At 67.6% G+C, this 24,509-nt stretch carries 21 protein-coding genes; 9 read left to right on the top strand and 12 right to left on the bottom strand.

Annotated features, from left to right (window positions below):
• Positions 1 to 50: 50 nt before the first annotated feature.
• Positions 51 to 1,268 carry an FAD-dependent oxidoreductase gene (locus WG901_RS17095; protein ID WP_339588299.1) on the bottom strand — a complete coding sequence of 406 codons (1,218 nt, stop codon included), beginning with the start codon at positions 1,266 to 1,268 and terminating at the stop codon, positions 51 to 53.
• Positions 1,269 to 1,315: 47 nt separating this feature from the next.
• Between WG901_RS17095 and WG901_RS17090 the strand changes: the two genes are divergently transcribed.
• Both WG901_RS17090 and WG901_RS17085 read left to right on the top strand, forming a co-directional pair.
• Positions 1,316 to 3,082 (top strand): cation:proton antiporter domain-containing protein, encoded by a 1,767-nt coding sequence (locus WG901_RS17090; protein ID WP_339588298.1) that lies wholly within the window; start codon positions 1,316 to 1,318, stop codon positions 3,080 to 3,082.
• 66 nt (positions 3,083 to 3,148) lie between these two features.
• Positions 3,149 to 3,313: a hypothetical protein gene (locus WG901_RS17085; RefSeq protein WP_339588297.1), complete on the top strand. Its 165-nt coding sequence runs from the start codon at positions 3,149 to 3,151 to the stop codon at positions 3,311 to 3,313.
• Between the two features lie 7 nt (positions 3,314 to 3,320).
• Here the strand turns inward: WG901_RS17085 and WG901_RS17080 are convergent, their stop codons facing one another.
• From WG901_RS17080 to WG901_RS17070, 3 genes are read right to left on the bottom strand one after another with little or no spacing between them, the layout of a single operon-like run.
• A complete protein-coding gene (locus WG901_RS17080) occupies positions 3,321 to 3,776 on the bottom strand; it encodes a hypothetical protein (protein WP_339588296.1) in 456 nt (151 codons plus the stop codon).
• Complete coding sequence (alaS, locus tag WG901_RS17075) at positions 3,773 to 6,430, bottom strand: alanine--tRNA ligase (RefSeq protein ID WP_339588295.1); 2,658 nt, start codon at positions 6,428 to 6,430, stop codon at positions 3,773 to 3,775. The genes WG901_RS17080 and alaS overlap by 4 nt, the downstream gene beginning before the upstream one ends.
• Before the next feature lie 50 nt (positions 6,431 to 6,480).
• Positions 6,481 to 7,413: a diacylglycerol/lipid kinase family protein gene (locus WG901_RS17070; RefSeq protein ID WP_339588294.1), complete on the bottom strand. Its 933-nt coding sequence runs from the start codon at positions 7,411 to 7,413 to the stop codon at positions 6,481 to 6,483.
• A gap of 193 nt (positions 7,414 to 7,606) precedes the next feature.
• Here WG901_RS17070 and WG901_RS17065 point away from each other — a divergent pair, with 193 nt between their 5' ends.
• On the top strand, positions 7,607 to 9,703 hold the full coding sequence (locus WG901_RS17065) for an elongation factor G (RefSeq protein ID WP_339588293.1): 2,097 nt from the start codon (positions 7,607 to 7,609) through the stop codon (positions 9,701 to 9,703).
• A gap of 66 nt (positions 9,704 to 9,769) precedes the next feature.
• Here the strand turns inward: WG901_RS17065 and WG901_RS17060 are convergent, their stop codons facing one another.
• The 3 genes from WG901_RS17060 to recA all read right to left on the bottom strand — a co-directional run bounded on the left by WG901_RS17060 (position 9,770) and on the right by recA (position 12,554).
• Positions 9,770 to 10,084, bottom strand: a complete 315-nt coding sequence (locus WG901_RS17060) for a hypothetical protein (protein WP_339588292.1) — start codon at positions 10,082 to 10,084, stop codon at positions 9,770 to 9,772.
• 101 nt (positions 10,085 to 10,185) lie between these two features.
• The gene (locus WG901_RS17055) at positions 10,186 to 11,181 is read right to left on the bottom strand and encodes a sensor domain-containing diguanylate cyclase (RefSeq protein WP_339588432.1); all 996 of its coding nucleotides are present in this window, start codon (positions 11,179 to 11,181) and stop codon (positions 10,186 to 10,188) included.
• A 299-nt stretch (positions 11,182 to 11,480) separates the two neighbouring features.
• On the bottom strand, positions 11,481 to 12,554 hold the full coding sequence (gene recA, locus WG901_RS17050) for a recombinase RecA (protein ID WP_339588291.1): 1,074 nt from the start codon (positions 12,552 to 12,554) through the stop codon (positions 11,481 to 11,483).
• 379 nt (positions 12,555 to 12,933) lie between these two features.
• On the opposite strand from recA, the gene WG901_RS17045 reads away from it, so the two are divergent.
• On the top strand, positions 12,934 to 13,140 hold the full coding sequence (locus tag WG901_RS17045; RefSeq protein ID WP_339588290.1) for a hypothetical protein: 207 nt from the start codon (positions 12,934 to 12,936) through the stop codon (positions 13,138 to 13,140).
• Positions 13,141 to 13,155: 15 nt separating this feature from the next.
• Here WG901_RS17045 and WG901_RS17040 read toward each other — a convergent pair whose 3' ends face one another.
• The 4 genes from WG901_RS17040 to WG901_RS17025 all read right to left on the bottom strand — a co-directional run bounded on the left by WG901_RS17040 (position 13,156) and on the right by WG901_RS17025 (position 17,152).
• Positions 13,156 to 15,564 carry a PAS domain-containing sensor histidine kinase gene (locus WG901_RS17040; protein ID WP_339588289.1) on the bottom strand — a complete coding sequence of 803 codons (2,409 nt, stop codon included), beginning with the start codon at positions 15,562 to 15,564 and terminating at the stop codon, positions 13,156 to 13,158.
• Positions 15,561 to 16,127: a DUF2062 domain-containing protein gene (locus tag WG901_RS17035; RefSeq protein WP_339588288.1), complete on the bottom strand. Its 567-nt coding sequence runs from the start codon at positions 16,125 to 16,127 to the stop codon at positions 15,561 to 15,563. Before WG901_RS17035 ends, WG901_RS17040 begins: the two co-directional genes overlap by 4 nt.
• A 52-nt stretch (positions 16,128 to 16,179) precedes the next feature.
• Entirely contained in the window at positions 16,180 to 16,662 is a 483-nt protein-coding gene (smpB, locus tag WG901_RS17030; RefSeq protein ID WP_339588287.1) for an SsrA-binding protein SmpB, read from the bottom strand.
• A 73-nt stretch (positions 16,663 to 16,735) separates the two neighbouring features.
• Positions 16,736 to 17,152 carry a hypothetical protein gene (locus WG901_RS17025; RefSeq protein WP_339588286.1) on the bottom strand — a complete coding sequence of 139 codons (417 nt, stop codon included), beginning with the start codon at positions 17,150 to 17,152 and terminating at the stop codon, positions 16,736 to 16,738.
• Positions 17,153 to 17,422: 270 nt separating this feature from the next.
• Between WG901_RS17025 and WG901_RS17020 the strand changes: the two genes are divergently transcribed.
• A complete protein-coding gene (locus WG901_RS17020; protein WP_339588285.1) occupies positions 17,423 to 19,318 on the top strand; it encodes an alpha/beta hydrolase family protein in 1,896 nt (631 codons plus the stop codon).
• A gap of 25 nt (positions 19,319 to 19,343) precedes the next feature.
• Here WG901_RS17020 and dapA read toward each other — a convergent pair whose 3' ends face one another.
• On the bottom strand, positions 19,344 to 20,225 hold the full coding sequence (dapA, locus tag WG901_RS17015) for a 4-hydroxy-tetrahydrodipicolinate synthase (RefSeq protein ID WP_339588284.1): 882 nt from the start codon (positions 20,223 to 20,225) through the stop codon (positions 19,344 to 19,346).
• 111 nt (positions 20,226 to 20,336) lie between these two features.
• On the opposite strand from dapA, the gene WG901_RS17010 reads away from it, so the two are divergent.
• The 4 genes from WG901_RS17010 to WG901_RS16995 all read left to right on the top strand — a co-directional run bounded on the left by WG901_RS17010 (position 20,337) and on the right by WG901_RS16995 (position 24,387).
• Positions 20,337 to 22,322, top strand: coding sequence for a lytic transglycosylase domain-containing protein (locus WG901_RS17010; RefSeq protein ID WP_339588283.1), 1,986 nt, complete (start codon positions 20,337 to 20,339; stop codon positions 22,320 to 22,322).
• 4 nt (positions 22,323 to 22,326) lie between these two features.
• The gene (locus WG901_RS17005) at positions 22,327 to 22,806 is read left to right on the top strand and encodes a GreA/GreB family elongation factor (protein WP_339588282.1); all 480 of its coding nucleotides are present in this window, start codon (positions 22,327 to 22,329) and stop codon (positions 22,804 to 22,806) included.
• Between the two features lie 52 nt (positions 22,807 to 22,858).
• Positions 22,859 to 23,281 carry a VOC family protein gene (locus WG901_RS17000; protein WP_339588281.1) on the top strand — a complete coding sequence of 141 codons (423 nt, stop codon included), beginning with the start codon at positions 22,859 to 22,861 and terminating at the stop codon, positions 23,279 to 23,281.
• A gap of 122 nt (positions 23,282 to 23,403) precedes the next feature.
• The gene (locus WG901_RS16995) at positions 23,404 to 24,387 is read left to right on the top strand and encodes a TauD/TfdA dioxygenase family protein (protein WP_339588280.1); all 984 of its coding nucleotides are present in this window, start codon (positions 23,404 to 23,406) and stop codon (positions 24,385 to 24,387) included.
• The last annotated feature ends 122 nt before the right edge of the window (positions 24,388 to 24,509 follow it).

The raw sequence follows: 24,509 nt of genomic DNA, 5'->3' as shown, positions 1-24,509 counted from the left end.
GCCTTCGGCGGTCCCCCTCCCCGTTCCGGGGAGGATTTTTTATGCCTCGCTCACACTCGCGGCGCGGTCAGGTGCTCGCGCCGAAAACCGAAGCCGATCGCGCGCGCCGGCAGGCGCTGGAGCACGGCGAAGCGGTTCAGCAGCTTGAGAAAGCCCGGCGGCTCGCTGTGCTGCTCGCCGGATCCCGAGATCAGCGGATGCAGGACGCTCTCGTGCGCCGCCTTCTGCCCCGCCTGGATCAGCCGTACGGGCAGCAGCCGCCGATCCTGCACGCGATGCAGCGCGCCATCGGCATTCCCCGGCGTCGCCAGCGGCTCGGCGAGGAGGTTCGCCGTCGCCACCGCGTCCTGGATCGCCAGATTGATGCCCACCCCGCCGACCGGGCTCATCGCATGGGCCGCGTCGCCGATCGCCAGCAGGCCGGGCCGATGCCACCGGGTCAGACGATCGAGCGACACCGACAGCAACTTCACCGCCGCAAAATCGGGCAAGGCGCTGTCGAGGTCGGGAAGCTCGGGCGAGGTTTCGCGAACGTCGCGGCGGAATGCCTCGATCCCGCGAGCACGGACCGCCTCGGCCGACCCCTTGGCCACGAGATAGGCGCATTGCCAATAGTCGCCGCGGTCGATCTGGACGACCATGTGGTTGCCGCGGATCGAGCCGCGGACGGCCTTCCCGCGCTCGGGCTTGGGCACGGCGAACCAGAACACGTCGATCGGCGCGCCGAGGTCTTCGAGCGGCAGGACCTGTTGCTGGCGGACCAGCGAATCGCGCCCGTCGCAGGCCACGACGAGCTTGCCCGCGCGCAGCACCTCGCCCGAGGCCAGCGTGACTCCAGCGATGCGCCCATCGTCCTCGAGCAAACCCGCGACCGGCGCATCCATGCGCAGCGCGAAACCGGGAAATGCGGCGGCTTCGTCGCGCAGGAAATCGAGGAAGTCCCACTGCGGCATCATCGCGATGAACGGCGCCGGGGTCGGCAGGTGCGAGAGATCGGCGATCTTGAACGTCTGCCCTTCCCAGGAGAGTTCGGCGTAGTCGATGCGATAGTGCGGCCGCGCGAGGAAGCGGTCGAGCATGCCGAGCTCGGACAGCAGTTCCATCGTCGAGGGGTGGACCGTATCCCCGCGGAAATCGCGGAAGAAATCGGCGTGCTTCTCGAGCACCAAGGTCGAGATGCCCGAGCGTGCGAGCAAAAGGCCCGTCATCATCCCGGCAGGACCGCCGCCGACGACGATCACATCGGCAACTACCTCGGTTTCCGCCATGCTTGGCTCCGTGACAAATCAGACCCCGCCGTGCCATAGTGCACGCAATGTCCGTTGAACTCTATTCCCCCGCCTTATCCGACGCACTCGTCATTCTGGGAGCCGCGGGAATTGTCATCCCGCTCTTCGCGCGCTTTCGCATCACCCCCATCATCGGTTTCATCGTCGTCGGCCTGCTGGTCGGCCCCTATGGCCTCGGCGCGCACGTGCCCGAATTTCCCTGGCTGATCCATTTCACGATAACCGATCCGCAAAGTCTGGGGCCCTTCGCCGAGTTCGGCATCATCCTGCTGCTGTTCACGATCGGACTGGAACTGTCGTTCAACCGCCTCTGGCAGATGCGGAAACAGGTGTTCGGACTCGGCGCGATGGAGCTGCTCGTCTGCGGCGCGATCCTCGCCGGCGTGGTCTACATGATGGGTGGCCGTCCCACCGGCGCACTCGCGCTCGGCCTCGCGCTGGCCATGTCCTCCACCGCGCTGGTGCTGCGCATCGTCGATACCGGCACGCCGGTGGGCAAGGCCGCGCTCGCCATGCTGCTGTTCGAGGACATCGCGCTGGTGCCGATCATCTTCCTGCTCGGCGCGCTTGCGCCCGCGGCCGGCAGCGATCTCGGCGACCTGCTGCAGACCCTGTGGCTCGGCCTGCTGGTGATCCTCGGCCTGCTCGCCTTCGGCCGCTTCCTGCTGCCCCAGCTGTTCGCCCAGGCCGCGCGCACCAAGAGCCCCGAGGTGTTCCTCGCCGCGAGCCTGCTCGTAGTCATCGTTGCCGCGCTGGCCACCGCAGGCGTCGGCCTCTCGCCGATCGTCGGCGCACTGATCGCGGGCCTGCTGATCGCCGAGACCGAGTATCACGGCGAGGTCGAGGCGATCACCGCGCCGTTCCAGGGCCTGGCTCTGGGTATCTTCCTGATCACCATCGGCATGAGCATCGATGTCACCGCGGTCTGGCGCGACCTCGGCACGATCCTGCTCGCGACCGCGGGCGTGCTGATCATCAAGGCCCTGGTCACCGGCTTGATCCTGCGCTTCACCGGCGCCGGCTCGGGCACGGCGACCGAAACCGGCATCCTGATGTCGAGCCCGTCGGAAACCACGTTGATCGTGCTTACCGCGGCGCTCTCGGCGCAGTTGATCGCGCCCGAAACCGCGCGCTTCTGGCAGACGGTCACCGCGCTCGGCATGATCCTGACGCCGCTGCTGGCGCTCGCCGGCCGCCGTCTGGCACGCAGCGTCGATGTCGATGCCGCGGCCCAGCAGGAACCCGACGTGGCCGAGCGCCACGCGATCATCGTCGGCTTCGGTCGCGTCGGCCGCCTCGTGGCGGACATGCTCGCCAATCATGGCCAGGCCTATGTCGCGGTCGATTCGGATGCGGACCTGATCCGCGAGGGCCAGCGCAAGGGCTATAGCGTGATCTTCGGCGATGCCGGCCGCGCCGATGCGCTCGAACGCCTGGGAGCCGAGAACGCCACCGCCGTGATCCTGACCATGGACGAGCCGATCGCCGCGCAGCGCATCGTCAAGCGGCTACGCGGCCACTATCCCGACATGCCGATCATCTGCCGCGCGCGCGACGCGAGCCACGCCGCGCAGCTCTATCGCGCCGGGGCCAGCCACGCCGTGCCCGAGACGCTCGAAGCCTCGCTGCAGCTGTCCGAGGCCGTGCTCGTCGATCTCGGCGTCGCCATGGGCCCGGTGATCGCCTCGATCCACGAGAAGCGCGACGAGCTTCGTGCGCAGATCATGGAAGAGGGCGAGCTCGAGGAGAAGCCCAAGCTGAAGTCCACCACGCTCAGCGAACGGCTGGCCTGAGCCCCGGTTGCTCGCGGCAACCCTAGCCCGCTCCCGCGCGTATCTCCCTCACAAAGGAGATATCCGATGGCCAACAATCCGGCAGAAACGGTCGACCGCACCAACAAGAACCCCGCGCATCAGACCGGCGAGGACAAGGGCGTGATCAAGGCACCCCAGCAGACCGACGCGACCATGGCGGGCAAGGACCTGCCGCGCGGCTCCGAAAAGGAAACCCACGCGCGCAAGTGACGCGCGGTCAGTCCTTTCCACTCTTGGCGACGGCGAGGCCGAAAGGCTTCGTCGCCCGCCTGAGACGCTGCGGCTTGCCGTTGTAGTCGATATTCTCGCCGCCCTGATAGGTCGAATAGGCGAGCCCGTTACCGGCGCGCCAGGCCACGAAGCGTATCGGAACCGGAACGTCGCCCTCTGCGCCGGTGAAGGTTTCGGTAAAACCGAAGACGAAGCCCTTGTCGCCACGGGTGACCTCGGCGACGTGCACGTCGTTGCACCAGCCCTCGCAGAGCGCCAATTCGGCCATGTGCCTGCCAGCTTCTTCGTAGAAGCGCACTTCCAGCCCACCGAGATCGCCGGTCCGCTCTGACGAGGTGACATTGCTGTAGAGCCCGGTCGGCCAGGCGGGCACGGCCTCGCCGAAAGCCGGTGCTGCGAGAAACAGCGCCAGCACCGCGAGCGACCGCACCGTGCGGATCATCCCGCCAGGACCGCTTTGACCGTCGCGATCGCATCGGCCGCCCTGGCACCCTCGGGACCGCCGCCCTGGGCCATGTCGGGACGGCCGCCGCCGCCCTTGCCGCCAAGCGCCTCGACCCCGGCCTTGACCAGGTCGACCGCGCTGACCTTGCCCACCAGATCCTCGGTCACGGCCGCCGCGATCGAAGCCTTGCCCTCGTTGACCGCGATGATCACGGCGACGCCCGAGCCCATGCGCTGCTTCGCCTGGTCGAGCAGGCCGCGCAGCTCCTTGGCGTCGAGCCCGTCGATCACCTGGCCCGAGAATGTCACGCCGCCGACCTCTTCGTCGGCCGCCTCGGCCTTGGCACCGCCGCCACCGAGCGCCAGCGCCTTCTTGGCGTCGGCCAGTTCGCGTTCGAGCTTGCGGCGCTCGTCGAGCAGCGCGGCGACGCGCGTCTCGACGTCCTCGGGCGTCGTGCGCAGCAGGCTCGCGGCGCCCTTGAGCGCGTCCTCGCGGGCCACGAGCCACTGGCGCGCACCCTCGCCGGTCAGCGCCTCGATGCGGCGCACGCCCGAGCTGACCGCGCTTTCGCTGACGATGCGGAACACGCCGATGTCGCCCGTGGCGGTAACGTGGGTGCCGCCGCAGAGCTCGACCGAATAGGTCTTGCCGCTGTCGCCGAAGTTCGCACGGCCCATCGACAGCACGCGGACCTCGTCGCCGTACTTCTCGCCGAACAGCGCCATGGCGCCGGCCTCGATCGCGTCGTCGGGGGTCATCAGGCGCGTGGTGACGGCCTCGTTGTGGCGGATCTCGCCGTTCACTTCGGCTTCGACCGCGGCGATGTCCTCGTCGGTGAGCGCCTTGGGATGCGAGAAGTCGAAGCGCAGGCGATCGGCCGCGACGAGCGAGCCCTTCTGCGTAACGTGGCCGCCCAGGCGGTTGCGCAGCGCCGCGTGCAACAGGTGCGTGGCCGAGTGGTTGGCGCGGATCGCGTCGCGACGCTCGACGTCGACGATGAGCTGGACCGCGTCGCCCTTGCGGATCGTGCCGCTCTCGACCTTGGCCTGGTGCGCGTGCAGCCGGCCCAGCGGCTTCGACGTATCGCCGACCGTAAGGCGCAGGCCTTCGTTGGTCGAAATCGTGCCGCTGTCGCCGCTTTGACCGCCGCTCTCACCGTAGAACGGCGTCTGGTTGGTCAGGACGACGACGTCGTCACCCGCGACAGCGCTGTCGACTTCCTTGCCGTCCTTGATCAGCGCGACGACCTGGCCCTCGCCGCTGGTCGAGGTGTAGCCGGTGAACTCGGTCGCGCCTTCGCGCTCGGCGATGTCGAACCAGACCTCGCCGTCGGCCGCCTGGCCCGAGCCCTTCCAGGCCGCGCGCGCCGCCGCCTTCTGCTGCGCCATGGCAGCGTCGAAGCCATCCTTGTCGACCGCGATGCCGCGGGCGCGCAGCGCGTCCTCGGTCAGGTCATAAGGGAAGCCATAGGTGTCGTAGAGCTTGAAAGCGGTCTCGCCGGGCAGGCTGTCGCCCTCGCCCAGGCCGCCGGTCGCCTCGTCGAGCAGCTTGAGCCCGTTGGTCAGGGTGCGGCGGAACTGGATTTCCTCGCGCTCGAGCGTTTCCTCGATCAGCGGCTGCGCGCGGCCGAGTTCGGGATAGGCCTGGCCCATCTCGGCGACGAGCGCGGGCACCAGGCGGTGCATCAAGGGATCCTTCGCGCCGAGCAGGTGCGCGTGGCGCATGGCGCGGCGCATGATCCGGCGCAGCACATAACCGCGGCCCTCGTTCGAGGGCAGCACGCCGTCGGCGAGCAGGAACGAGGTCGAGCGCAGGTGATCGGCGATCACGCGATGGCTGGCCTGGGTCTCGCCCTCGGCCTTCACGCCGGTCAGGCTTTCCGAAGCGGCGATCAGCGCGCGGAAGGTGTCGATGTCGTAGTTGTCGTGCTCGCCCTGGAGCACGGCGGCGACGCGTTCGAGGCCCATGCCGGTATCGATCGACGGACGCGGCAGATCGGTGCGCGTGCCGTCGGCATGCTGCTCGAACTGCATGAACACGAGGTTCCAGATCTCGATGAAGCGGTCACCGTCCTCTTCCGGCGATCCCGGAGGGCCGCCCCAGATGTGATCGCCGTGGTCGAAGAAGATTTCCGAGCAGGGGCCGCAGGGGCCGGTATCGCCCATCGACCAGAAATTGTCCGAGGTCGGAATGCGGATGATCCGCTCCTCGGGCAGGCCGGCGATCTTGCGCCAGAGGTCGAAGGCCTCGTCGTCGGTGTGGTAGACCGTCGCGGTCAGCTTGTCCGCGGGCAGGCCCCATTCCTTCGTCAGCAGGGTCCAGGCGTGGGTGATCGCCTGTTCCTTGAAGTAATCGCCGAAGGAGAAATTCCCGAGCATCTCGAAGAAGGTGTGGTGCCGCGCGGTATAGCCGACATTGTCGAGATCGTTGTGCTTGCCACCCGCGCGCACGCACTTCTGCGACGAGGCCGCGCGCGGCACGGCGCGCGTCTCCAGCCCCGTGAAGACGTTCTTGAACGGGACCATGCCCGCATTGACGAACATCAAGGTCGGGTCGTTGTACGGAACGAGCGGTGCCGACTGGACGGCCTCGTGGCCATTGGCCGCGAAATAGTCGAGGAAGGACCGGCGGATTTCGTTGGTCGAAGTCATGAATTCGCCGATAAGCGAGCCGCGCGGGGCCGACAAGCCGGAAGCCGCGATCAGTGTGTCCGGGAATCGTGAATCTTGAACAGATTCTGGTCCGACGATGCACTTTCCCGGGGCGTGACCACGCCGAGCGCCCGCGGCAGGCTGCGCAGGGTCAGCGGCAGCGGCAGCCATTCGAGCTCGCCGTCGAAGGCGCCCTCGATCCAGCCCTGCCCGTCGATCACCACTTCGGTGGCGTTCGCGCATTCGGCGAAATCCCGCTCGGGGTGCGCCAGGCCGACGACGGCGCGCGCGGCGAAACCGATCAGGTTGTGCGGCGCCTGCGCGGCCACGGCGAGGACCGAGAGCTGCCCGTCCTCGAGCGTCTCGCGCTCACCGAACTGGCCGGGCTCGATCGAATACTGGTTGTTGCCAACGAACAGCAGCGGCGTCGTGATCGCGCGCGCACCGCCATCGATCTCGAGCATGAAATGCTGCGCGCGCATGTTGCGCAGCACGTGCCAGGTCGCCGGGATCGAGGCGAGCCACTTGGGCCCCGAAACCTGTTCGCGTTGACGCACGAAGCGCGTGTAGATGCCGAAAGAGGCGTTGTTGACGAAGACACGGTCGCCGGCGCTGCCCAGATCGATGCGGCGACGCTGCCCGTCCACCGCCACCGCGGCTGCCTGCTCCAGATCGAGCGGAATGCCGAGCTGGCGGGCGAGATGGTTGCGCGTGCCGAGCGGGAGGATCGCCAGCGCCGTCGGGGAATTGGCAAGGATCGCAGCGGCACCACCCAAGGTGCCGTCACCGCCGCCGACGACCACGCGCGGCTTGCCGCGATGGCTGCGCACCGCCTCTGCCATATCGGCACCGTCAAGGAGTTCGAGCTCGATCGTGCGGCCGGTTGCGACGAAGGCCTCTTCCACCTTCGCGCGGAGCGAATCGCCGAGCGCCGCCGCAGTTCCGCCGGTACGGTTGATCAGCACTGGAAGCGTGCTTGCCATGACATTCGCCACAATGCGCCGCGAGCCGATTCTGTTCCTCGCGCCGGAGCCTGACAAGGTACGAAGCCTGGCCGCCGCATTCAATAGATTTCGCTTGCGACTCACCGCAGACAGGCAGAGCATCGTCGTTCCGTCTTTGCGCGATCGAGCGCAAGATATGCGCCGACGCGCCTTCACACGAGAGGAGGCGACGATGGGCAGCATGACATCCAAAGGTATCCTGCACGGCAACAGTTCGGCCCGTGCCCCCCAGGCCAGATCCCAGGCCCGCGCGATCGCGCTGGTGGGTCCGGCGGGCACGGGAAAGACAAGTCTCGCCGAGGCGCTTTTGTTCGCGAGTGGCGCGATCACGCGGCAGGGCAGTGTCGAGGCGGGCACGACCGTCGGCGACGCCAGCCCCGAGGCGCGCGCACGCCGCGGCTCGACCGAGATCAACCTCATGCATTTCGACTATCTCGGCGATCGCTTCGCGTTGATCGATATGCCGGGCGGCGCGGGCTTCGCGGCCGACGGCCTCTCCGCGCTGCAATCGTCCGACATGGCACTGGTCGTGGTAGATCCCGCGCCCGAACGCGCCGCGCTCGCCGAGCCGATTCTGCGCCGGCTCGACGAATTGGGCGTGCCGCACGCGGTCTTCGTCAACAAGATCGAGAACGCCCGCGCCGGCGCGGTGCGCGATCTGATCGCCGAACTCCAGCCGATGAGCCGCGAGCCGCTGGCCTTGCGCCAGATCCCCATCCAGGAAGGCGATCGCGTCACCGGCTATGTCGATCTCGCGCTCGAGCGCGCCTATCGCTACCGGCCCGGCCAGGAATCCGAACGCGTCGACATTCCCCAGGACATGATCGCGCGCGAGCACGAAGAGCGCACGCACCTGCTCGAAACCCTCGCCGATTTCGATGACGCGCTGCTCGAAGCGCTGCTCATGGACGAAACGCCCGACACCGCGCAGGTCATGGCCGACCTCGCCTCAGACACCGCCCACAACAAGGTCGTTCCCGTGGTGCTCGGGTCGGCGCTGACCGGCGGCGGCGTCCATCGGCTGCTCAAGCTGCTGCGGCACGAGACCCCTGGCCCCGAAGCCGTCGCCGCGCGCCTCGGGATCGAGGGCGGCACCGCGCTCCACGTGTTCAAGATCGCCAATGGCGGCGCCATGGGTCGGCTCGCGCTCGGCCGCGTGATCGGCCCGCAGAGCGGCGGCATCAACGAAGGCGACGAACTGGCCGTCGGCGGCGAGCCGGCGCGCACGGGCTCGCTGTTCTTCCTTCAGGGCGACAAGACCGCGAAGCAGAACGCCGCCTCGGCCGGCGACGTCGTCGCCGTCGCCAAGGTCGACGCAGCGCGCAGCGGCATGCTGCTGCCGGGCAAGGGTGCGAGCTGCACTTCGGCGCTGCTCGTCGAATATCCGGCGCGCAACGCGGCGATCGCCATCACCACGCGCGACCGCAAGGACGACGTCAAGCTCTCGACGGCACTGCACCGGCTCTGCGAGGAAGATCCGGCGCTGCAGTGGTCGCAGGACGATGCGACGCACGAAACCCTGCTGCGCGGGGTCAACGACGATCATCTCCAGGTCGTGCTCGGGCGGCTGCAGCGGCGTTACGGCGTCGCGGTCGACACCCGCGCGCCGCGGATCGCCTACCGCGAATCGATCCGCAAGCCGGCCAGCCAGCGCGGCCGGCACAAGAAGCAGTCGGGCGGACACGGCCAGTATGGCGACTGCGTGATCGAGATTCGCCCGCTCGCCGCCGGCGAAGGCTTCCGCTTCGACGACAAGATCACCGGCGGGGCAATCCCCAAGCAGTACATTCCCGCGGTCGAAATGGGTGTGCGCGATGCGATGATGAAAGGACCTTTGGGCTTTCCCGTGGTCGATGTCGCGGTGACCCTGATAGACGGCTCGTTCCACTCGGTCGATTCGTCCGAACTCGCCTTCCGTGTGGCCGGGCGCATGGCGATGGGCGAGGCGCTGGCGGCGGCGGCGCCCTATCTGCTCGAGCCGATCTGCAAGGTGACGGTCGATGCACCGGCGGGGACAGGTTCGAAGGTGGGCTCGGTGCTGTCGAGCCGACGCGGCCAGATTCTCGGCCTCGCGCCGCATCCCGACTGGGCGCGGTGGGATCGGGTCGAAGCCCTGCTGCCCGAGGCCGCACTGCACGGGCTCGATGCCGAGCTGCGCTCGCTGAGCCAGGGCTTGGCGAGCTTCAGCGCCACGTTCGACCATCTGCAGGAACTGGCGGGCAAGCACGCCGACGACGTGGTCAAGGCAAGGGTCGCCGAGATGGCCTGAGAGAAACGGACCTGGCAGGGCGTGGGGATCGCGCTCCCCGTGCCCTGCGCCTTGCGGCTGTGACCGTCAGAACTTCAGCTTCATCCTCATCATCACACGGTTGCTGATGACGCCGCCGACGCCTCCGCGCTCGACCTCGACCTTGGCACTGGCGTTTTCGCCGAGCTTGAGTTCGGGCGGTCCCTCCTTCTGCTCGTAACGATCGGGCAATGGCCGCAGGCGGAACTGCTCGTTGTTCTGCGCGCAGACCACGATCTCACCGTTCGGCGACGGCGGACAGCGCGGCTTGACCGGCGGGCCGAGCACGTTGAACCGGCCGGTAATGCTTGGCCCGACCGGGGCCGGTGCTTCTATCGGAACGGGGACAGCATCTGCGGGCATGGAACCTCCACGCGGCGTGGAGACCATCGGATTGCGGCGAATTGGCGGCACGCGCCGCGGGGGATGCCTCGGGTTCGGAGCGATCGTTTCAGCGGAACGCGTCAGGCCGCGCGCGTCTCGACCAGCGGCGCCACGGCGACGCGGTTGCGGCCATTGCGCTTGGCCTCGTAAAGAGCGGAATCGGCGGCAGCGAGCCAGAGATCGGCGGTCATGCGATCCGCACCGATCGCGGCGACGCCGAAGCTTGCGGTAACCCGCAGCGGCGGATCGTTGTCGATGACGAGGTTGCGCAGGCCATAGCAGAAGCGCTGCGCAGCCTGGATGGCGGCAGCCTCGGTCGTCTCGGCCAGCAGCAGGCAGAATTCCTCGCCACCGAGCCGGCCCAGCGTATCGGCGGGGCGACGCGTGCCCTGGCAGGCCTGGACCACGGCGCGGATGACCTTGTCGCCCACGGCGTGGCCATGGGTGTCGTTGACCCGCTTGAAATGATCGATGTCGAGCATCACCAGTGCGGCCGGGCGCTGGCCGCGGTCGAACAGGGTGATCTTCCTGTCGACCTCTGCGACGAAGGCACGGCGGGTCAGCGCGCCGGTCAGCGAATCGCGGTCGGCCATGTTGCGCAGTTCGAGCTGATCGACGACGAGCGCCGCCAGGCTCTTGAGGATCGCGATCTGCCCCGGATCGAAATCGCGCGGCCGCGTATCGATCGCGCAGAGCGTGCCGATGTTATAGCCGTCGGGGGTTTCCAGCGGCACGCCGGCATAGCTGGCGATGCCGAGTTCGCCGGTGACGAGCGGATTTTCCCGAAAGCGCGAATCCTGCGTGGCATCGCAAACGATCATCGCATCGCGGCCGCGGATCGTGTGATCGCAGAAGGCGATCTCGCGCGCCGTTTCCGACGCGTCGACGCCGGGATGCGACTTGAACCACTGGCGATCGGTATCGACCAGCGACACCGCGCAGATCGGCACCCCCAGCACGGCCCGCACAAGTTCGGTGATCCGATCGAAGGCGCCGTCGGCCGGGCTGTCGAGAATGTCGTAACGCGCGAGCGCCGCGAGGCGGCCCGCTTCGTCGTTCAGCTTGTCATCCGGCATTGGCATCACCGTTCCATCCACGGCATCTCGGTCCGTCGCATCGCAGTCCAGCGATCGTCTGCAACCATATTCCGTTAGCGACCCGGACTAACAAAACGTACTTACCGGCTGCTTACCTCATGCCCTGCAAAAGACCGCATTCGACCAAAGTCTAAGGATCGGCATGACGATCGCGCACCCGAGTTCCGGTCCTCGAGCGCGGTCCCCAAACGGAAAGGACCGGTGCGGCCACTCGCGGCCCGCACCGGTCCCGTTTCCTCGAACGCCTCCGGGGTTGCCGGGCGACGTTCCTTGAAGGGTCAGATGTCGTCGTCCGCGTCCGGGCCTGCCATCATCTCCTCCGCAAGACCGTCGGTGCGACCGCGAATGGCGGCTTCCAGACGGTCGGCAACTTCGGGATTTTCACGCAAATAGGTCTTCGAATTCTCACGGCCCTGCCCGATGCGGATCGAATCGTAGCTGAACCAGGCGCCCGACTTCTCGACGATGCCGGCCTTGACGCCGAGGTCGAGAATCTCGCCGATCTTCGAAATGCCCTCGCCGTACATGATGTCGAACTCGACCTGCTTGAACGGCGGCGCCACCTTGTTCTTGACCACCTTCACGCGCGTGGCGTTGCCGGTGATCTCGTCGCGGTCCTTGATCTGGCCGGTGCGGCGGATGTCGAGACGGACCGAGGCGTAGAACTTGAGCGCATTGCCGCCCGTCGTCGTCTCGGGATTGCCGTACATCACGCCGATCTTCATGCGCAGCTGGTTGATGAAGATCACCATGCAGCGCGAACGGCTGATTGAGCCGGTGAGCTTGCGCAGCGACTGCGACATCAGACGTGCCTGCAAGCCGACGTGGCTGTCGCCCATCTCGCCCTCGATCTCGGCGCGGGGGACGAGCGCGGCGACCGAGTCGACCACGAGCACGTCGATCGCGTTCGAGCGCACCAGCGTGTCGACGATCTCGAGCGCCTGTTCGCCCGTGTCGGGCTGCGAGACGATCAGTTCGTCGATGTCGACACCGAGCTTCTTGGCATAGGCGGGATCGAGCGCGTGCTCGGCGTCGACGAAAGCGGCGGTGCCGCCGGTCTTCTGCGCCTCGGCGATGACGTGGAGCGCCAGCGTGGTCTTGCCCGAGCTTTCTGGGCCGTAGACCTCGATCACGCGACCGCGCGGCAGGCCGCCGACACCGAGCGCGATGTCGAGTCCGAGCGACCCGGTGGAGATCGCCTCCACCTGCATCGTCTCCTTCGAGCCCAACTTCATCGCGGAGCCTTTGCCGAAAGCGCGATCGATCTGAGCCAGCGCTGCTTCGAGCGCCTTTTGACGGTCCATGGAGTCCTTTTCCTTGCCTTCCTGGATCAGCTTGAGCTGAGCAGCCATTTTCACGTCCTCCTGCCTAGAGCACCGACCGGGAAGGTCAACCGAGGCATTATGTATCGCGTTTGTTCTCACCGAACAAGAGGAGAACAAAAAATTTTGCGGATGTCGGCGAATCGGTGATCGAGCGACGGTCTAGGGCATGCGGCAATCGGCGCCGTCGCTTGCGCGGCACCTGAGAAAGATAAATCGCGCCAAGCCCTTAGACCTTGGTCGCAACATGCGGCCGGTCGCATGGACTCGCGCCGGCATCGTCCATAGGGGCCGTCTCGCTGCTGCAGCGGACCGTGCGGACAGGGGCATCCCAGGGGTGTCCGTCGGGAATCCGCGCAGCAGCACGCTTTTTCCGCGAGCCCTCGCGTCGTCCATCTGGAGATCGCCCGTGAAGTCGCTTTCCCTTTTCGAACTGATGCGCGCCTGGGCCGCCGCGACGGGACTGCTGATCGCGGTGCTCTATTTCGGCGGGCTCGCACTCGATCTCGCCCCGTCGCCGATCCTGCCGCTGATGCTTGCCGCGATCGGCGGTTTCGAGCTGTTCCTCTTCGTCCAGGACATCGTGCTCAAGCGCAGCGGCAACGCTCGCCGCTGACCGTATGGCGCGGGTCTAGCGCCCCGCGGCCAGGACCGCGGCGACCTTGTCGGAAATCTGCTGGACCGAGAACGGCTTCGGAATGAAGTGCACGTTCTCGATGTCGATCTGCCGGCGCAATTGCTCCTCGGCATAGCCCGACATGAACAGCACGGGGAGATCGGGCACGAGCTTGCGGATCTCGCGCGCCATCGCCGGCCCATCCATGCTCGGCATCACCACGTCGCTGACGACGAGGTCGAACTGCCCGCCGCTCTGGACCGCTTCGAGGCCCTCCTCGCCATCGCAGGCCGTGGTGATCTTGTAACCGTGCCGCGCCAGGGCGCGCTCGGCGACCATGCGCACGGTGTCCTCGTCCTCGACCAGCAGGATCGTCCCGCCCCCGGCCCAGGCGCTCGGCGGCGGCGCCACGACCACGGCCGCGCTCGCCGGCGGGCCGTGATGGACGGGCAGGTAGATCGTGAAGCGCGTGCCGCGGCCCACCTCGCTGTCGGCGAAGATGAACCCGCCCGATTGCTTGACGATGCCGTAGACCGTCGAAAGACCGAGGCCCGTGCCCTTGCCCTGCTCCTTGGTGGTGAAGAACGGCTCCCAGATCTTGCCGAGGTTCTCGGCCGGAATGCCCGAGCCCGTGTCCTCGACGATCAGCGCCGTGTAGTCACCCACGGGCACGATCTCGCTGCGCATGCCGCGCACGTCGGCGGCGGTGACGCTCTTGGTCAAGAGACTCAGACTGCCGCCACGCGGCAACATGGCATCGCGCGCGTTGACGATCAGGTTCATGATCACCTGGCCAAGCTGCGACGGATCGGCGCGGACCGAGCCGAGATCGCGATCGTGGGTGACGGTGAACTGGATCTTCTCGCCGATCAGCCGCTTGAGCATCTGCGATATCTCGGCGACGACGTCGGGCAGCTGCAGCACTTCGGGGCGCAGGGTCTGCTGGCGCGAGAAGGCGAGCAGCTGGCGAGTCAGCGAGGCGGCGCGGTTCGAATTCGCGCGGATCTGCTGGATGTCGTCATAGTCCGAATCGCCGGGCGTATGGCGCAGCAGCATCAGGTCGCAGGTGCCGAGGATCGCGGTCAGCACGTTGTTGAAATCGTGCGCGACGCCGCCGGCGAGCTGGCCCACGGCCTGCATCTTGGTCGCCTGCGCGACCTGGCGCTTGAGCCGGGTTTCCTCCGAGCTGTCGGTCAGACCCAGCAGCACCGCCGCCTCGCCCAGCCCGCGCACGCCGGCAAGGCTCAGCGAGACCGGATCGTCGGGCTGGCTGGCCAGCCGCACGGCGATGTCGCCCGCGGTCGCCGGGCCCTGACCATAGCGGCGGATCGAATCGGACAAGGCGCCCTTGTCCTCGCGCACGACGAGGTCGGTCGGATAGGTCGGCGGTGCCTCGCCCTCGCGACCGGCGGCACGCAGGAAGGCGGCATTGGCGAACAGCAGGCGACCGTCGCGATCGGCCATCGCGAGGCCCAGCGGCAATTGACCGAGCAGCGCCTCGAGATGCGGCGCCGCGGCGCTCACTTCGGTGGTTCCACCGCCGAGACCGACCCCCGAATCGACGACGAGCATCAGCGAAGGCGTCGTATCGGGATCGGGCTCGCCGGGCAGGTCGGGATCGGCGACGGGCACGTAGTAGAGCGTCAGCGGATTGCCGCGACGGCCTTCGCGCGCCCAGGATATCCGGTCGCTTTCCTCCTGCTGGAGCAGCGAGACGAAATCCTGCCCCACGGGCGAGGCGAGGATGTCGCCGAGCGCCCGCGCGGCGAAGCCGGTGCTGGCGGCGCGGATCACGCCGTCGGGATCGACGATCGCCGCGGCGAAGCCCGCGCGGTCGAGCGCGCGGCCGAGCTTGCCGTCGAGATGCTGGACGAGATCGGCGACGGGATCGGTGGCGAGAATCGGGACGAAGCGCCAGACCAGGAAATCGTCACCGCGACCGACACGCTCGGCCTGGGCCTTCCAGCGATGGACTCCCGAATCGGCCAGCGCGCTCTCGACCAGATCGGTGACGCCGCGGCCGTCGCGCCAGGCCGAACGGGCGGCGCGGGCGAGGCGTTCGAGCGAGGCTTCGTCGACCGGCAGACGCGGCGGTGCATGACCGGCACCGAACCAATTTTCATAGCGCGCATTGGCGCAGACCAGCCGGCCGGCGCGGTCGATGATGGCAATCGCTATGTCGGGATTCTCGATCGCGGCGACGGTCACCGACCAGTCGGGCAGCGCGAATTCGGTCTGGGTCTCGGTCGGACGCGGGCGCGTGAGGACATAGCCGATTCCGCCGAGCACGCCGATTCCGCCGGCAAAGGCGGCGGCGACCAGCGGTTCGCGGGTGATCGCCCAGATGAGCAGCAGGCTGAGAGCGAGCGCTCCCGCGACCATGGCCCAATCGGCCGGTCTGCGCGCGGGAGCTTCGCCGTTCATTCGAGCAATTCGGCCGGTTGCGGGACGACGAGGGCTTCGTGGCGCGTGCGACGCTTGTGGCCGATCCACCAGCGCCAGAAGAACGACGAGACCAGATAGCCGACGGCGGCCGAGACCACCGATATCACGAACAAGCCGATCAGCAGCGCGGGCGCCGCATCGGACAGCAGCCAGCGCGTCCACTCGCGCAGGCCGGCGCTGTGCTCGACCATCGACATCAGGGTCGAGATGTCGGCGTGGAAACCCAGCTTGTTGCCGATATAGGCCGAGGCGATCAGGATCAGCGGCGTCGTCAGCGGGTTCGACAGGAAGGTCATCGCCGCGGCGATCGGGATATTGCCGCGGCAGGGCACGCACATCAGTGCAGCGCCGACGATCTGGACCCCGGGAATCAGCGCGAAAATGCCGATCAGCAGGCCCACCGCCACGCCGCGCGGAACCGAGCGGCGGGTGAAGCGCCACAGCTCCTGCCGACGCGCCAAGGGCGCGACGAAGCGGTTGGCTTCGAGCTCTTCGCGCTTGGGCATCGTGCGATGCAGCCAGGAGACAAATTTGTTCTGCATGATTCCGTCTGTGGCCATGGCCCCGCTATCGCAGAGACAACTGACGTTAACCTTAACCGTGATCCCGCATAATCCGCGACTGTTCGCGTTTCCAGTCGCGGTCCTTGACCGTCTGGCGCTTGTCGGCCGTGTTCTTGCCCTTGGCCAGGGCCAGTTCCACTTTCGCGCGGCCGCGCGTGTTGAAATAGATCGAAAGCGGCACCAGCGTCATGCCCTTGCGCTCGACCGCCCCGTGCAGGCGATCGATCTGGCGCGCGTTGAGCAGCAGCTTGCGCGGGCGCTTGGGCTCGTGGTTGAAGCGGTTGCCGTGGCTGAACTCGGGCACGTTCGAATTGACCAGCCAGGCCTCGCCGCCGCGGATCTCGGCATAGGCCTCGGCGATCGAGCCCTCGCCGAAGCGCAGGCTCTTCACTTCGGTGCCGGTGAGCATGATGCCCGCCTCGAACTTGTCTTCGATGAAATAGTCGAACCGCGCGCGCCGGTTCTCGGCGACGGTCTTCTGCTTGTCGAATTCTGCGTGATGCGGACGGGCCATGGTCGGGCGGATGTAGAGATCGCGAGGGCTTTGTAAAAGGCGCGATTTCGCAAATATCCGCCCGCGACCTCCGTCACTGCGGCTGGTGGAAGCCCATGATCACGTCGACCGCGACGATACGGTCGGCCTCGTCGAACTCGTAGACCGAAACCGAGCGCAGCGAACTGACCGAGCCGTCGGCCGCGGTCGCGCGCTCGTCGAGGTCGAGATAGACGAGATTGCCCACCTCGCTCGCGCGGTGCAGGTCCTTCTCGTATTTCTGACTGTGCGCGCCCCACTGTTCGAGCATCGCGCGATAGCTCGGCCAGTCCATCTCGGTGCGCTCGTTGCCGCGACGCACGAAGCGGTCCGCGTCGATCAGCGGCAGCAGCGCATCCCAGCCATCATCGGACTTGCGGTTGACGATCGCGGCCATCTTGTCGCCATAGGCCATGGCCCGCTGCGCGCGCGGGCTGCTGATCTCGGCTTGCGTGGTCCAGTTTCCCGACATGCACTCTCTCCTGCGTTTCTTGTGATTCGCAGGAGAGTGTCGGGCCAGCGGCGCCATGCCGCAAGTCCTTGCGAAAGCGTCTACGCGCGCGGGACAATCGACACCCATTCGGAGGCAACCCTGCTTGTTCGCCGCTGGCAAACTTGCCAGATCCCGCGCCGGAGCACGCGGAAGGAACTCATGCCGGTTCAGATGAATGCGCGGCGTAAAACGCCGTCGATTGCCAGCGCTTGTAGAGCGTCGATAGCAGTCCTGGCCGCATCCTGGGCCATGGCCGCGCAGTCGGCCGAGCCGGCCCCTCCGCTCGAAGCCTATGGCGACCTGCCCGAGATCGAACACATGGCGCTGTCGCCCAACGGCAAGGGCCTGGCGATCATCGGCCGCGTCCATGGCGAGCGCAAGCTGACCGTCATCGAGGATCAGGCGGTCCGCGCCGCGACCGGGCTCGGCGAAGCCAAGCTGCGCGCGCTCGACTGGGCCGGCGAGAACATGGTCACCGCCGTGACCAGCGCGACCCAGCGCCTCGGCCCCGAGTTCACCACCGACAAGGCCGAGATGTTCGGCGTCTACCTGATCCCGCTCGACGGCGGGAAATCCGAGCTGGTCTTCGCGCGCTCGCAATCGCTGGCGAAGGCCACTTTCGGCAACTACGGAACCCGGCTGGTCGACGGTAAGTGGACCGGCTTCTACGGCGGTGTCGAGCTCAAGCGCAGCGATCGCGGCCGGGTCGGCTGGGAGTTCGATCACGGCCGCCCCGCGCTCTTCGCGGTCGACCTGGCGACGAACAATCCGCGCAAGATCGGCTATGCGCCCGGCGAAAGCCACTGGCGCAAGTGGCTGGTCGACAGTGCCGGCAAACCCGCTGCCGTGCTCGACATCGACACGTCCTCGGGCCGCTGGCAGATCGACAACGGCCAGGGCGCCGCGATTGCCTCGGGCGTCGATCGCCAAGGCGACGTCAGCCTGATCGCGCTCGGTACCGCCGGCACGAGCCTGATCTACGCCACCGACGACAGGGACACGCAGGAACGGCGCTGGTTCGAAACGCCACTGGCGGGCGGCGCGGCCAGCGAATTCCTTCCCGGCGTCACGCTCGAGCGGATTTACGTCGATCAGACCAACGGGCGAATCATCGGCTATCTCCCCCGCAGCGGCGGCAACGCCGTGCTGTTCGACCCGGCCGCCCAGGCGACCTTCCGCAAGGTCTATCGCGCCTTTCCCAAGCTCCACGTCGAGATCGAGGACTGGACACCCGATTTCGGCCACTTCCTCGTGCGGACGAGCGGAAACGGCGACAGCGGTAGCTGGCATCTCGTCGATCTCAAACGCATGGCGGCCGATTCGGCGGGGACCGAACGCCCCGCGATCGCGCCTGCACAGGTCGGGCCGATCTCGACCGTGAGCTACAAGGCCGCCGACGGCACGGCACTCGACGGCGTGCTCACCCTGCCGCCCGGCCGCGCGGCCAGGAACCTGCCGGTGATCGTCTTCCCGCACGGCGGGCCGCACGCGCACGACACCGCCTCGTTCGACTGGTGGGCCCAGGCCTTCGCCTCGCGCGGCTATGCCGTGTTCCAGCCCAATTTCCGCGGATCGACCAATCGCGACGCCGCCTTCATGCGTTCGGGCTACGGCCAGTGGGGGCGCAAGATGCAGACCGACCTTTCCGACGGCCTCGCGGAACTGGTGCGCCAGGGCGTGGCCGATCCCAAGCGCGCCTGCATCATGGGCGCCAGCTATGGCGGCTATGCCGCTCTGGCCGGCGTCACCTTGCAGAACGGCCTCTATCGCTGCGCCGTCGCGGTGGCGCCGGTCAGCGACCTTGCGGACCTCTATTCCAAGCAGAACAGCGCGAGCGGAGACAACCTGATGGTCCGCGCGCAGTTGATCGAGAGCCTGGGCAGTCCGGCCGGCTTCAATGCCGTCTCACCGCGACGTGCGGCGGACAAGGCCGACGCGCCGATCCTGCTGATCCACGGCAAGGACGATACGGTGGTCGGGTTCGACCAGAGCACGGCCATGGCCGGCGCGCTGAAGCGCGCGGACAAGCCGCACGAGCTGGTCGTGCTGCGCCAGGAGGACCATTGGCTCTCGCGCCCCGAAACGCGCAAGCAGATGCTCGAAGCGGCGATGCGCTTCGTGACGCAGCACAACCCGGCCGACTGATCGTCCGCCGGATAGCTTGTTCGAATCAGGCGAGGCCGGCGTGCTTGAGCGCGGCGTCGACCGCTTGGCGCGCCGCAGCGTTCGGACCGACCAGCGGCAGGCGCAGTTCGTCGCCGATCCAGTCGTGGACCTGCGCCAGCGCGTACTTGCACGGCCCCGGCGAGGCGTCTTCGAACATCGCGTAGTGCAGCGGATAGAGCTTGTCGTTGAGCTCGCGCGCCTTCTTGAGGTCGCCCTCGGCGCAGGCGGCCTGGAAATCGGCGCAGAGCCGCGGCGCGACGTTGGCGGTCACCGAAATGCAGCCGACGCCGCCCGCGGCGTTGAACGGCAGGGCCAGTTCGTCGTCGCCCGAGAGCTGGGCGAAATCGCCCGCGATGCCCATGCGGTGGTCGGTGACGCGGCTGAGGTCGCCGCTGGCGTCCTTGATCGCGACGAAGCGGCCCGGATGGCGGCGGGTCAACTCGCAGACGGTCTCGGGCTTGAGGTCGGTCACCGTGCGGCCCGGCACGTTGTAGAGCACGATCGGCAGGTCGCTGTGCTCGGCCAGATAGCCGAAGTGCGCGAGCAGGCCTTCCTGGCTCGGACGGTTGTAATAGGGCGCGACGAGCAGCGCGGCCTGGGCGCCGCACTTCTTCGAGAAGTTCATGTGCAGCAGCGCGTTCATCGTGTCGTTGCTGCCGCAGCCGGCGATCACCGGCACGCGGCCCGCAGCCTGCTCGACGCAGACCTCGATCACGCGATGATGCTCGGCATTCGACAGCGTCGAGTTCTCGCCCGTGGTGCCGCAAGGAACCAGGCCCGACGAACCATTCTCGATCTGCCAGTCGACCAGCTTGCGGAAGGCGGCCTCGTCGAACGCTCCGTCGCGAAACGGTGTAACCAGGGCGGGAATGGAACCGGAAAACATGGACTTTGCACCTGCACTTGCCCCATGACGGCGCCCGAACTCGAAAAGATCTGGCCGGCCGGCGGGGTCGGTTTATTTCATTCAGCGCCTGATAAGGAGCCTTGGCCCTCTATGTCCAGCATGCGTGCGACTCCTCTTGTGCTGCTCTTCGGCCTGGCTTCGATTTCGACGCCCGCCGCTTGCCAGGATACCAATCGCGACGCCAATCGCGACGGGGGCGAATGGGACCGTGCGCGCCAGCAGCTCGCTGCGGGTCCGAGCACGGGCATGGCGGCCGCGATCGCCCAGTGGCGCCAGCTCACCGGATCGCCCGGCGTGCTCGGCTTCGAGACCTATGCGAGCTACCTGCTGGCCTATCCGGGCCTGCCCGACGAAGACAAGCTGCGCACCTATGCCGAGAAGGCGCTCGACCGCGAATCGCCCGACCTGCGCCGGCTCGTCGCCTATTTCGACCGTTTCCCGCCGCTGACCAACGGTGCCCGCGCGCGCTACGCCCTGGCGCTGGCTGCGCTGCAGCGGCCCGAAGCGCGCAGCACCGCGCTCGTCGCCTGGCGCGGCGGCCCGATGAACGACGCTTCCGAAGCGGCGATCTTTTCGCTGCTCGGCCAGAGCCTGACCCAGGCCGACCACGACGCGCGGATGAACGCGCTCCTCTGGGCCGGCGACGCCAATGCCGCCGCGCGCCAGATGGCCTATGTCTCACCCAATGCGCGCGCGGGCTTCAATGCGCGGCTGGCGCTGAACCAGGGCTCCTCGCCGGGTCAGCTCGGCCTGCCCGTGCCCGGCGACGCGCTGCGCGACGCGGGCTACGTCTATGCCAGCGTCCGCCAGGCGCGGCGTTCGGGCAATGCCTATTCGGCCGTGCAGATGCTGGCGACGCGCCCGCCCGCGCAGACGCCGCCGCTCGATCCCGAGAAGTGGATCGCCGAACTGCTGGCGACCGCGCGCAGCGCCGACTCGTCGAGCGCGGTGCGCATCGCCGCTTCGATCGACGACACCTTCGCGCCGGGCACCGACGTCAGCCGCATGGCCTACAAGATCCGCGACGACTACACCTCGCTGATGTGGCTCGGCGGGACCAGGGCCATGGCGATGAACAGCCCCGGCTCGGCCGCGCCGCTGTTCTACCGCTACGGCGCCGCCGCACAGACGCCGCAGACGCGCGCCAAGGGCTTCTATTGGGCCGGAATCGCGGCCTCGCGCAGCGGCGACGCCGCCGGCGCCAACCGCTATCTCGAACAGGCCGGCCGGCATCCGACCGCATTCTACGGCATGCTCGCGCTCGAACGGCTCGGCCGGCCGGTGCCGCCGCTGTCGCACGCACCGACGGTCAACCCCGCCCCGGCCGAGCGCCAGGCCTTCCTCGCCCGCCCGATCACCCAGGCCGTGCGCGAAGTCGCCCGCGGCGCCGACTGGAAGACCACGGTTCGCTTCTTCCGCGAGATCAGCGACCAGGCGGTCAGCGAGAGCGACCACGTCCTCGTCGCCGAACTGGCCAGCAGCCTCGGCCGCCGCGACCTCGGCGTCATCCTCGGCCAGGCCGCCCATTCGGAAGGCATGGACAAGTTCAACCAGATCTCGTTCCCGCTGATCCCGACGCCGCCGGGCTCGGACTGGACGATGGTCCACGCGATCAGCCGCCAGGAGAGCCAGTTCTCGATGAACGCGGTCAGCCACGCCGGCGCAAGCGGGCTCATGCAGCTGATGCCAGGTACCGCGCGCGAGCAGGCCGGCAAGATCGGCCTCGCCTACAGCCCCGCGGCCATCACCACCGATGCGACCTACAACCTGCGCCTGGGCGACGCCTATTTCGGCCGGATGATGGACTATTTCGGCGGGTCCTATCCGCTCGCCGTCGCTGCCTACAACGCGGGCCCGGGCAACGTGAACAAGTTCCTGCGCAGCAACGGTGATCCGCGCCAGGGCGGCATCGACTGGATCGACTGGATCGAGAAGATCCCGCTCAGCGAGACGCGCAACTACGTTCAGCGCGTCCTCGAGAATGCCGTCGTCTACGAGGCGATGAACCCCAACCGCGCGCGCTATTCTGGCGCGGCGCCGCTGAGCCACTTCATCGGCAAGCGCACGCCGGGCTGATCCGATGAAGCCCGACGGACCACCGATCAGCCCTGCGGGGATGGCAAGCCTGCGCGCGCGCTACGATCACCTGCTCGGCACCGAACGGCCGGCGATCGTCGAGATCGTCAGCTGGGCCGCGGGCAATGGCGACCGCTCGGAGAACGGCGACTACCTCTACGGCCGCAAGCGCATGCGCGAGATCGACCGCGAGCTCGCGCACCTCGCGCGGCGCATGGCCAAGCTGCGCGTGATCGATCCGTCGGCGCAGGCGGACAAGGGCCGCGCCTGGTTCGGCGCGACGGTGACGATCGCCGACGAGGACGACAACGAGCGCGTGCTCACCCTGGTCGGCGACGACGAGCAGGACGCCAGCCTCGGCCGCATCGGCTGGAGCGCGCCGCTGTCGCGTGCCTTGCGCGGCGCAGCTATCGGCGACCTGCGCCGCGTCCACCTGCCCGGCGGCGAGAAGGAATGGGAAGTCGTCGGAATCGCCTATCCCTGAAGCGCCTGCTCCTGAGGGGAACCGCGCCGCCGGCTCGCGCATTGGGGCAATCATGCAGCAGCAGATTTCGGTCATCACGCTCGGCATCGCCGATCTTGCGCGCTCGAAGCGCTTCTACGCCGAGGGCTTCGGCTGGAAGCCCGTCTTCGAGAACGAGGAAGTCGCGTTCTACCAGATGAACGGGCTCATGCTCGGCACCTGGCTGCGACCGCAACTCGAGGACGACATGCGCCGGACCGGCGGTGACGGCGCCGGCGCCTTCAGCCTCGCGCACAACGCGCCAGACGAGGCCACCGTCGACAGTCTGATCGACCAGCTCGTCGCCGCCGGCGGCAGCCTGCTGCGCCCCGCCGATGCGCCACCGCACGGCGGCTACCGCGGCTATGTCGCCGACCCCGACGGCCACTCCTGGGAAATCGCCTTCAATCCCGCCTGGGCGATCGACGCCGAGGGTCACGTCACCTTCGGCGTCTGAGATATTGTCCCGCCTGCACGGACGCGTTACCTTTTGCTCGTCACCTTGTGCAAAAGCATGAGATCGGTGCGGATGCAGCCGGATGCGGGAAAACCGTGACGGCGCGAATTGGGAGATAGGACATGGCCGAGATCAAGGTCAGCGAACTCAGCAGCGAACACGCCTTCGGCGCGCGGATAGCGGGTCTGAACTGGGACAACATCAACGATCCGGCAGTGCGCGAGCGGATCAACGCAACCTTCGTCGAGCGCGGCCTGATCGTGTTCGAGGACATGGAACCGAGCGCGAAGATGCAGGTCGCGGTCAGCAAGATCTTCGGCCCGCTCAAGGATCACCCGACCAAGTCGACTCCGCGCGACGGCGAGACCGGCGACGAGGCCGAGGGCGTGATCGACATGCACTACGATCCCAAGAAGGGGAACAACGACGCCGGCGGACTGGTCGAGATCGACGGCCAGGTGCTCGCGCGCTTCTCGCCCTGGCACTTCGACCACTGCTACAACGACGAGCTCAACTACGCCGGCGTGCTACGCTCCCCGATCGTCGCGCCCGAGGGCGGCCGTACCGGCTTCATGGACGGGATCGAGCTCTACAAGAACTTCCCCAAGGACCTGCTTGCGCAGATCGAGGGGCTCAACGTGATCTACACGCTCGACACGCGGCTGACCAAGCAGCGCTTCGGCGTCAACTTCAAGGCTTTCGAGGACAATTCGCCGCCGATGCTGGCACTGCTCAAGGAAGTCGCGATCTTTCCGCGGGCGATGCATCCCGCGGTCTGGACGCGCGAGACCGGCGAAAAGGTGCTGCATATCGGCCCGTGGATGTCGGTTGGCGTCGAGCACAACGAGACCGCAGAGTTCGAGGCGGTCTATGATGCGGTCTGTCACGAAATCAACCGCCAGGGCACGGGCAACGCGGCCTACTGGCACGAGTGGAAGCCGACCGACCTGGTGATCTGGGACAATCACCGCATGGTCCACGCGGTCGAGGGCTGCGACGCCAAGCACGAACGCCAGACGCTGCGCACGACGATCAAGGGCGACTACGGCCACGGCTATTTCGAGGACGGCAAGAAGATCGGCGAGGTGTTCCGCGAGGTGGCTTGACGCTGCCTTCGCGTCCACCCTCACCGCTGCGACTGGGTTCGCCCAGGGCTTACCAAGTCTCGCGCTTCTCCCGCCGGCGGGAGAAGGATAGCACAGCTTGCCCGTGCAGCGAGCTCGCGAAG

This window comes from Novosphingobium anseongense (genome assembly GCF_037482895.1).
GTDB classification, from domain to species: Bacteria; Pseudomonadota; Alphaproteobacteria; order Sphingomonadales; family Sphingomonadaceae; genus Novosphingobium; species Novosphingobium anseongense.
The sequence above is the reverse complement of the archived record's forward strand: the minus strand, read 5'-3'. Positions and strand labels throughout refer to the sequence as shown.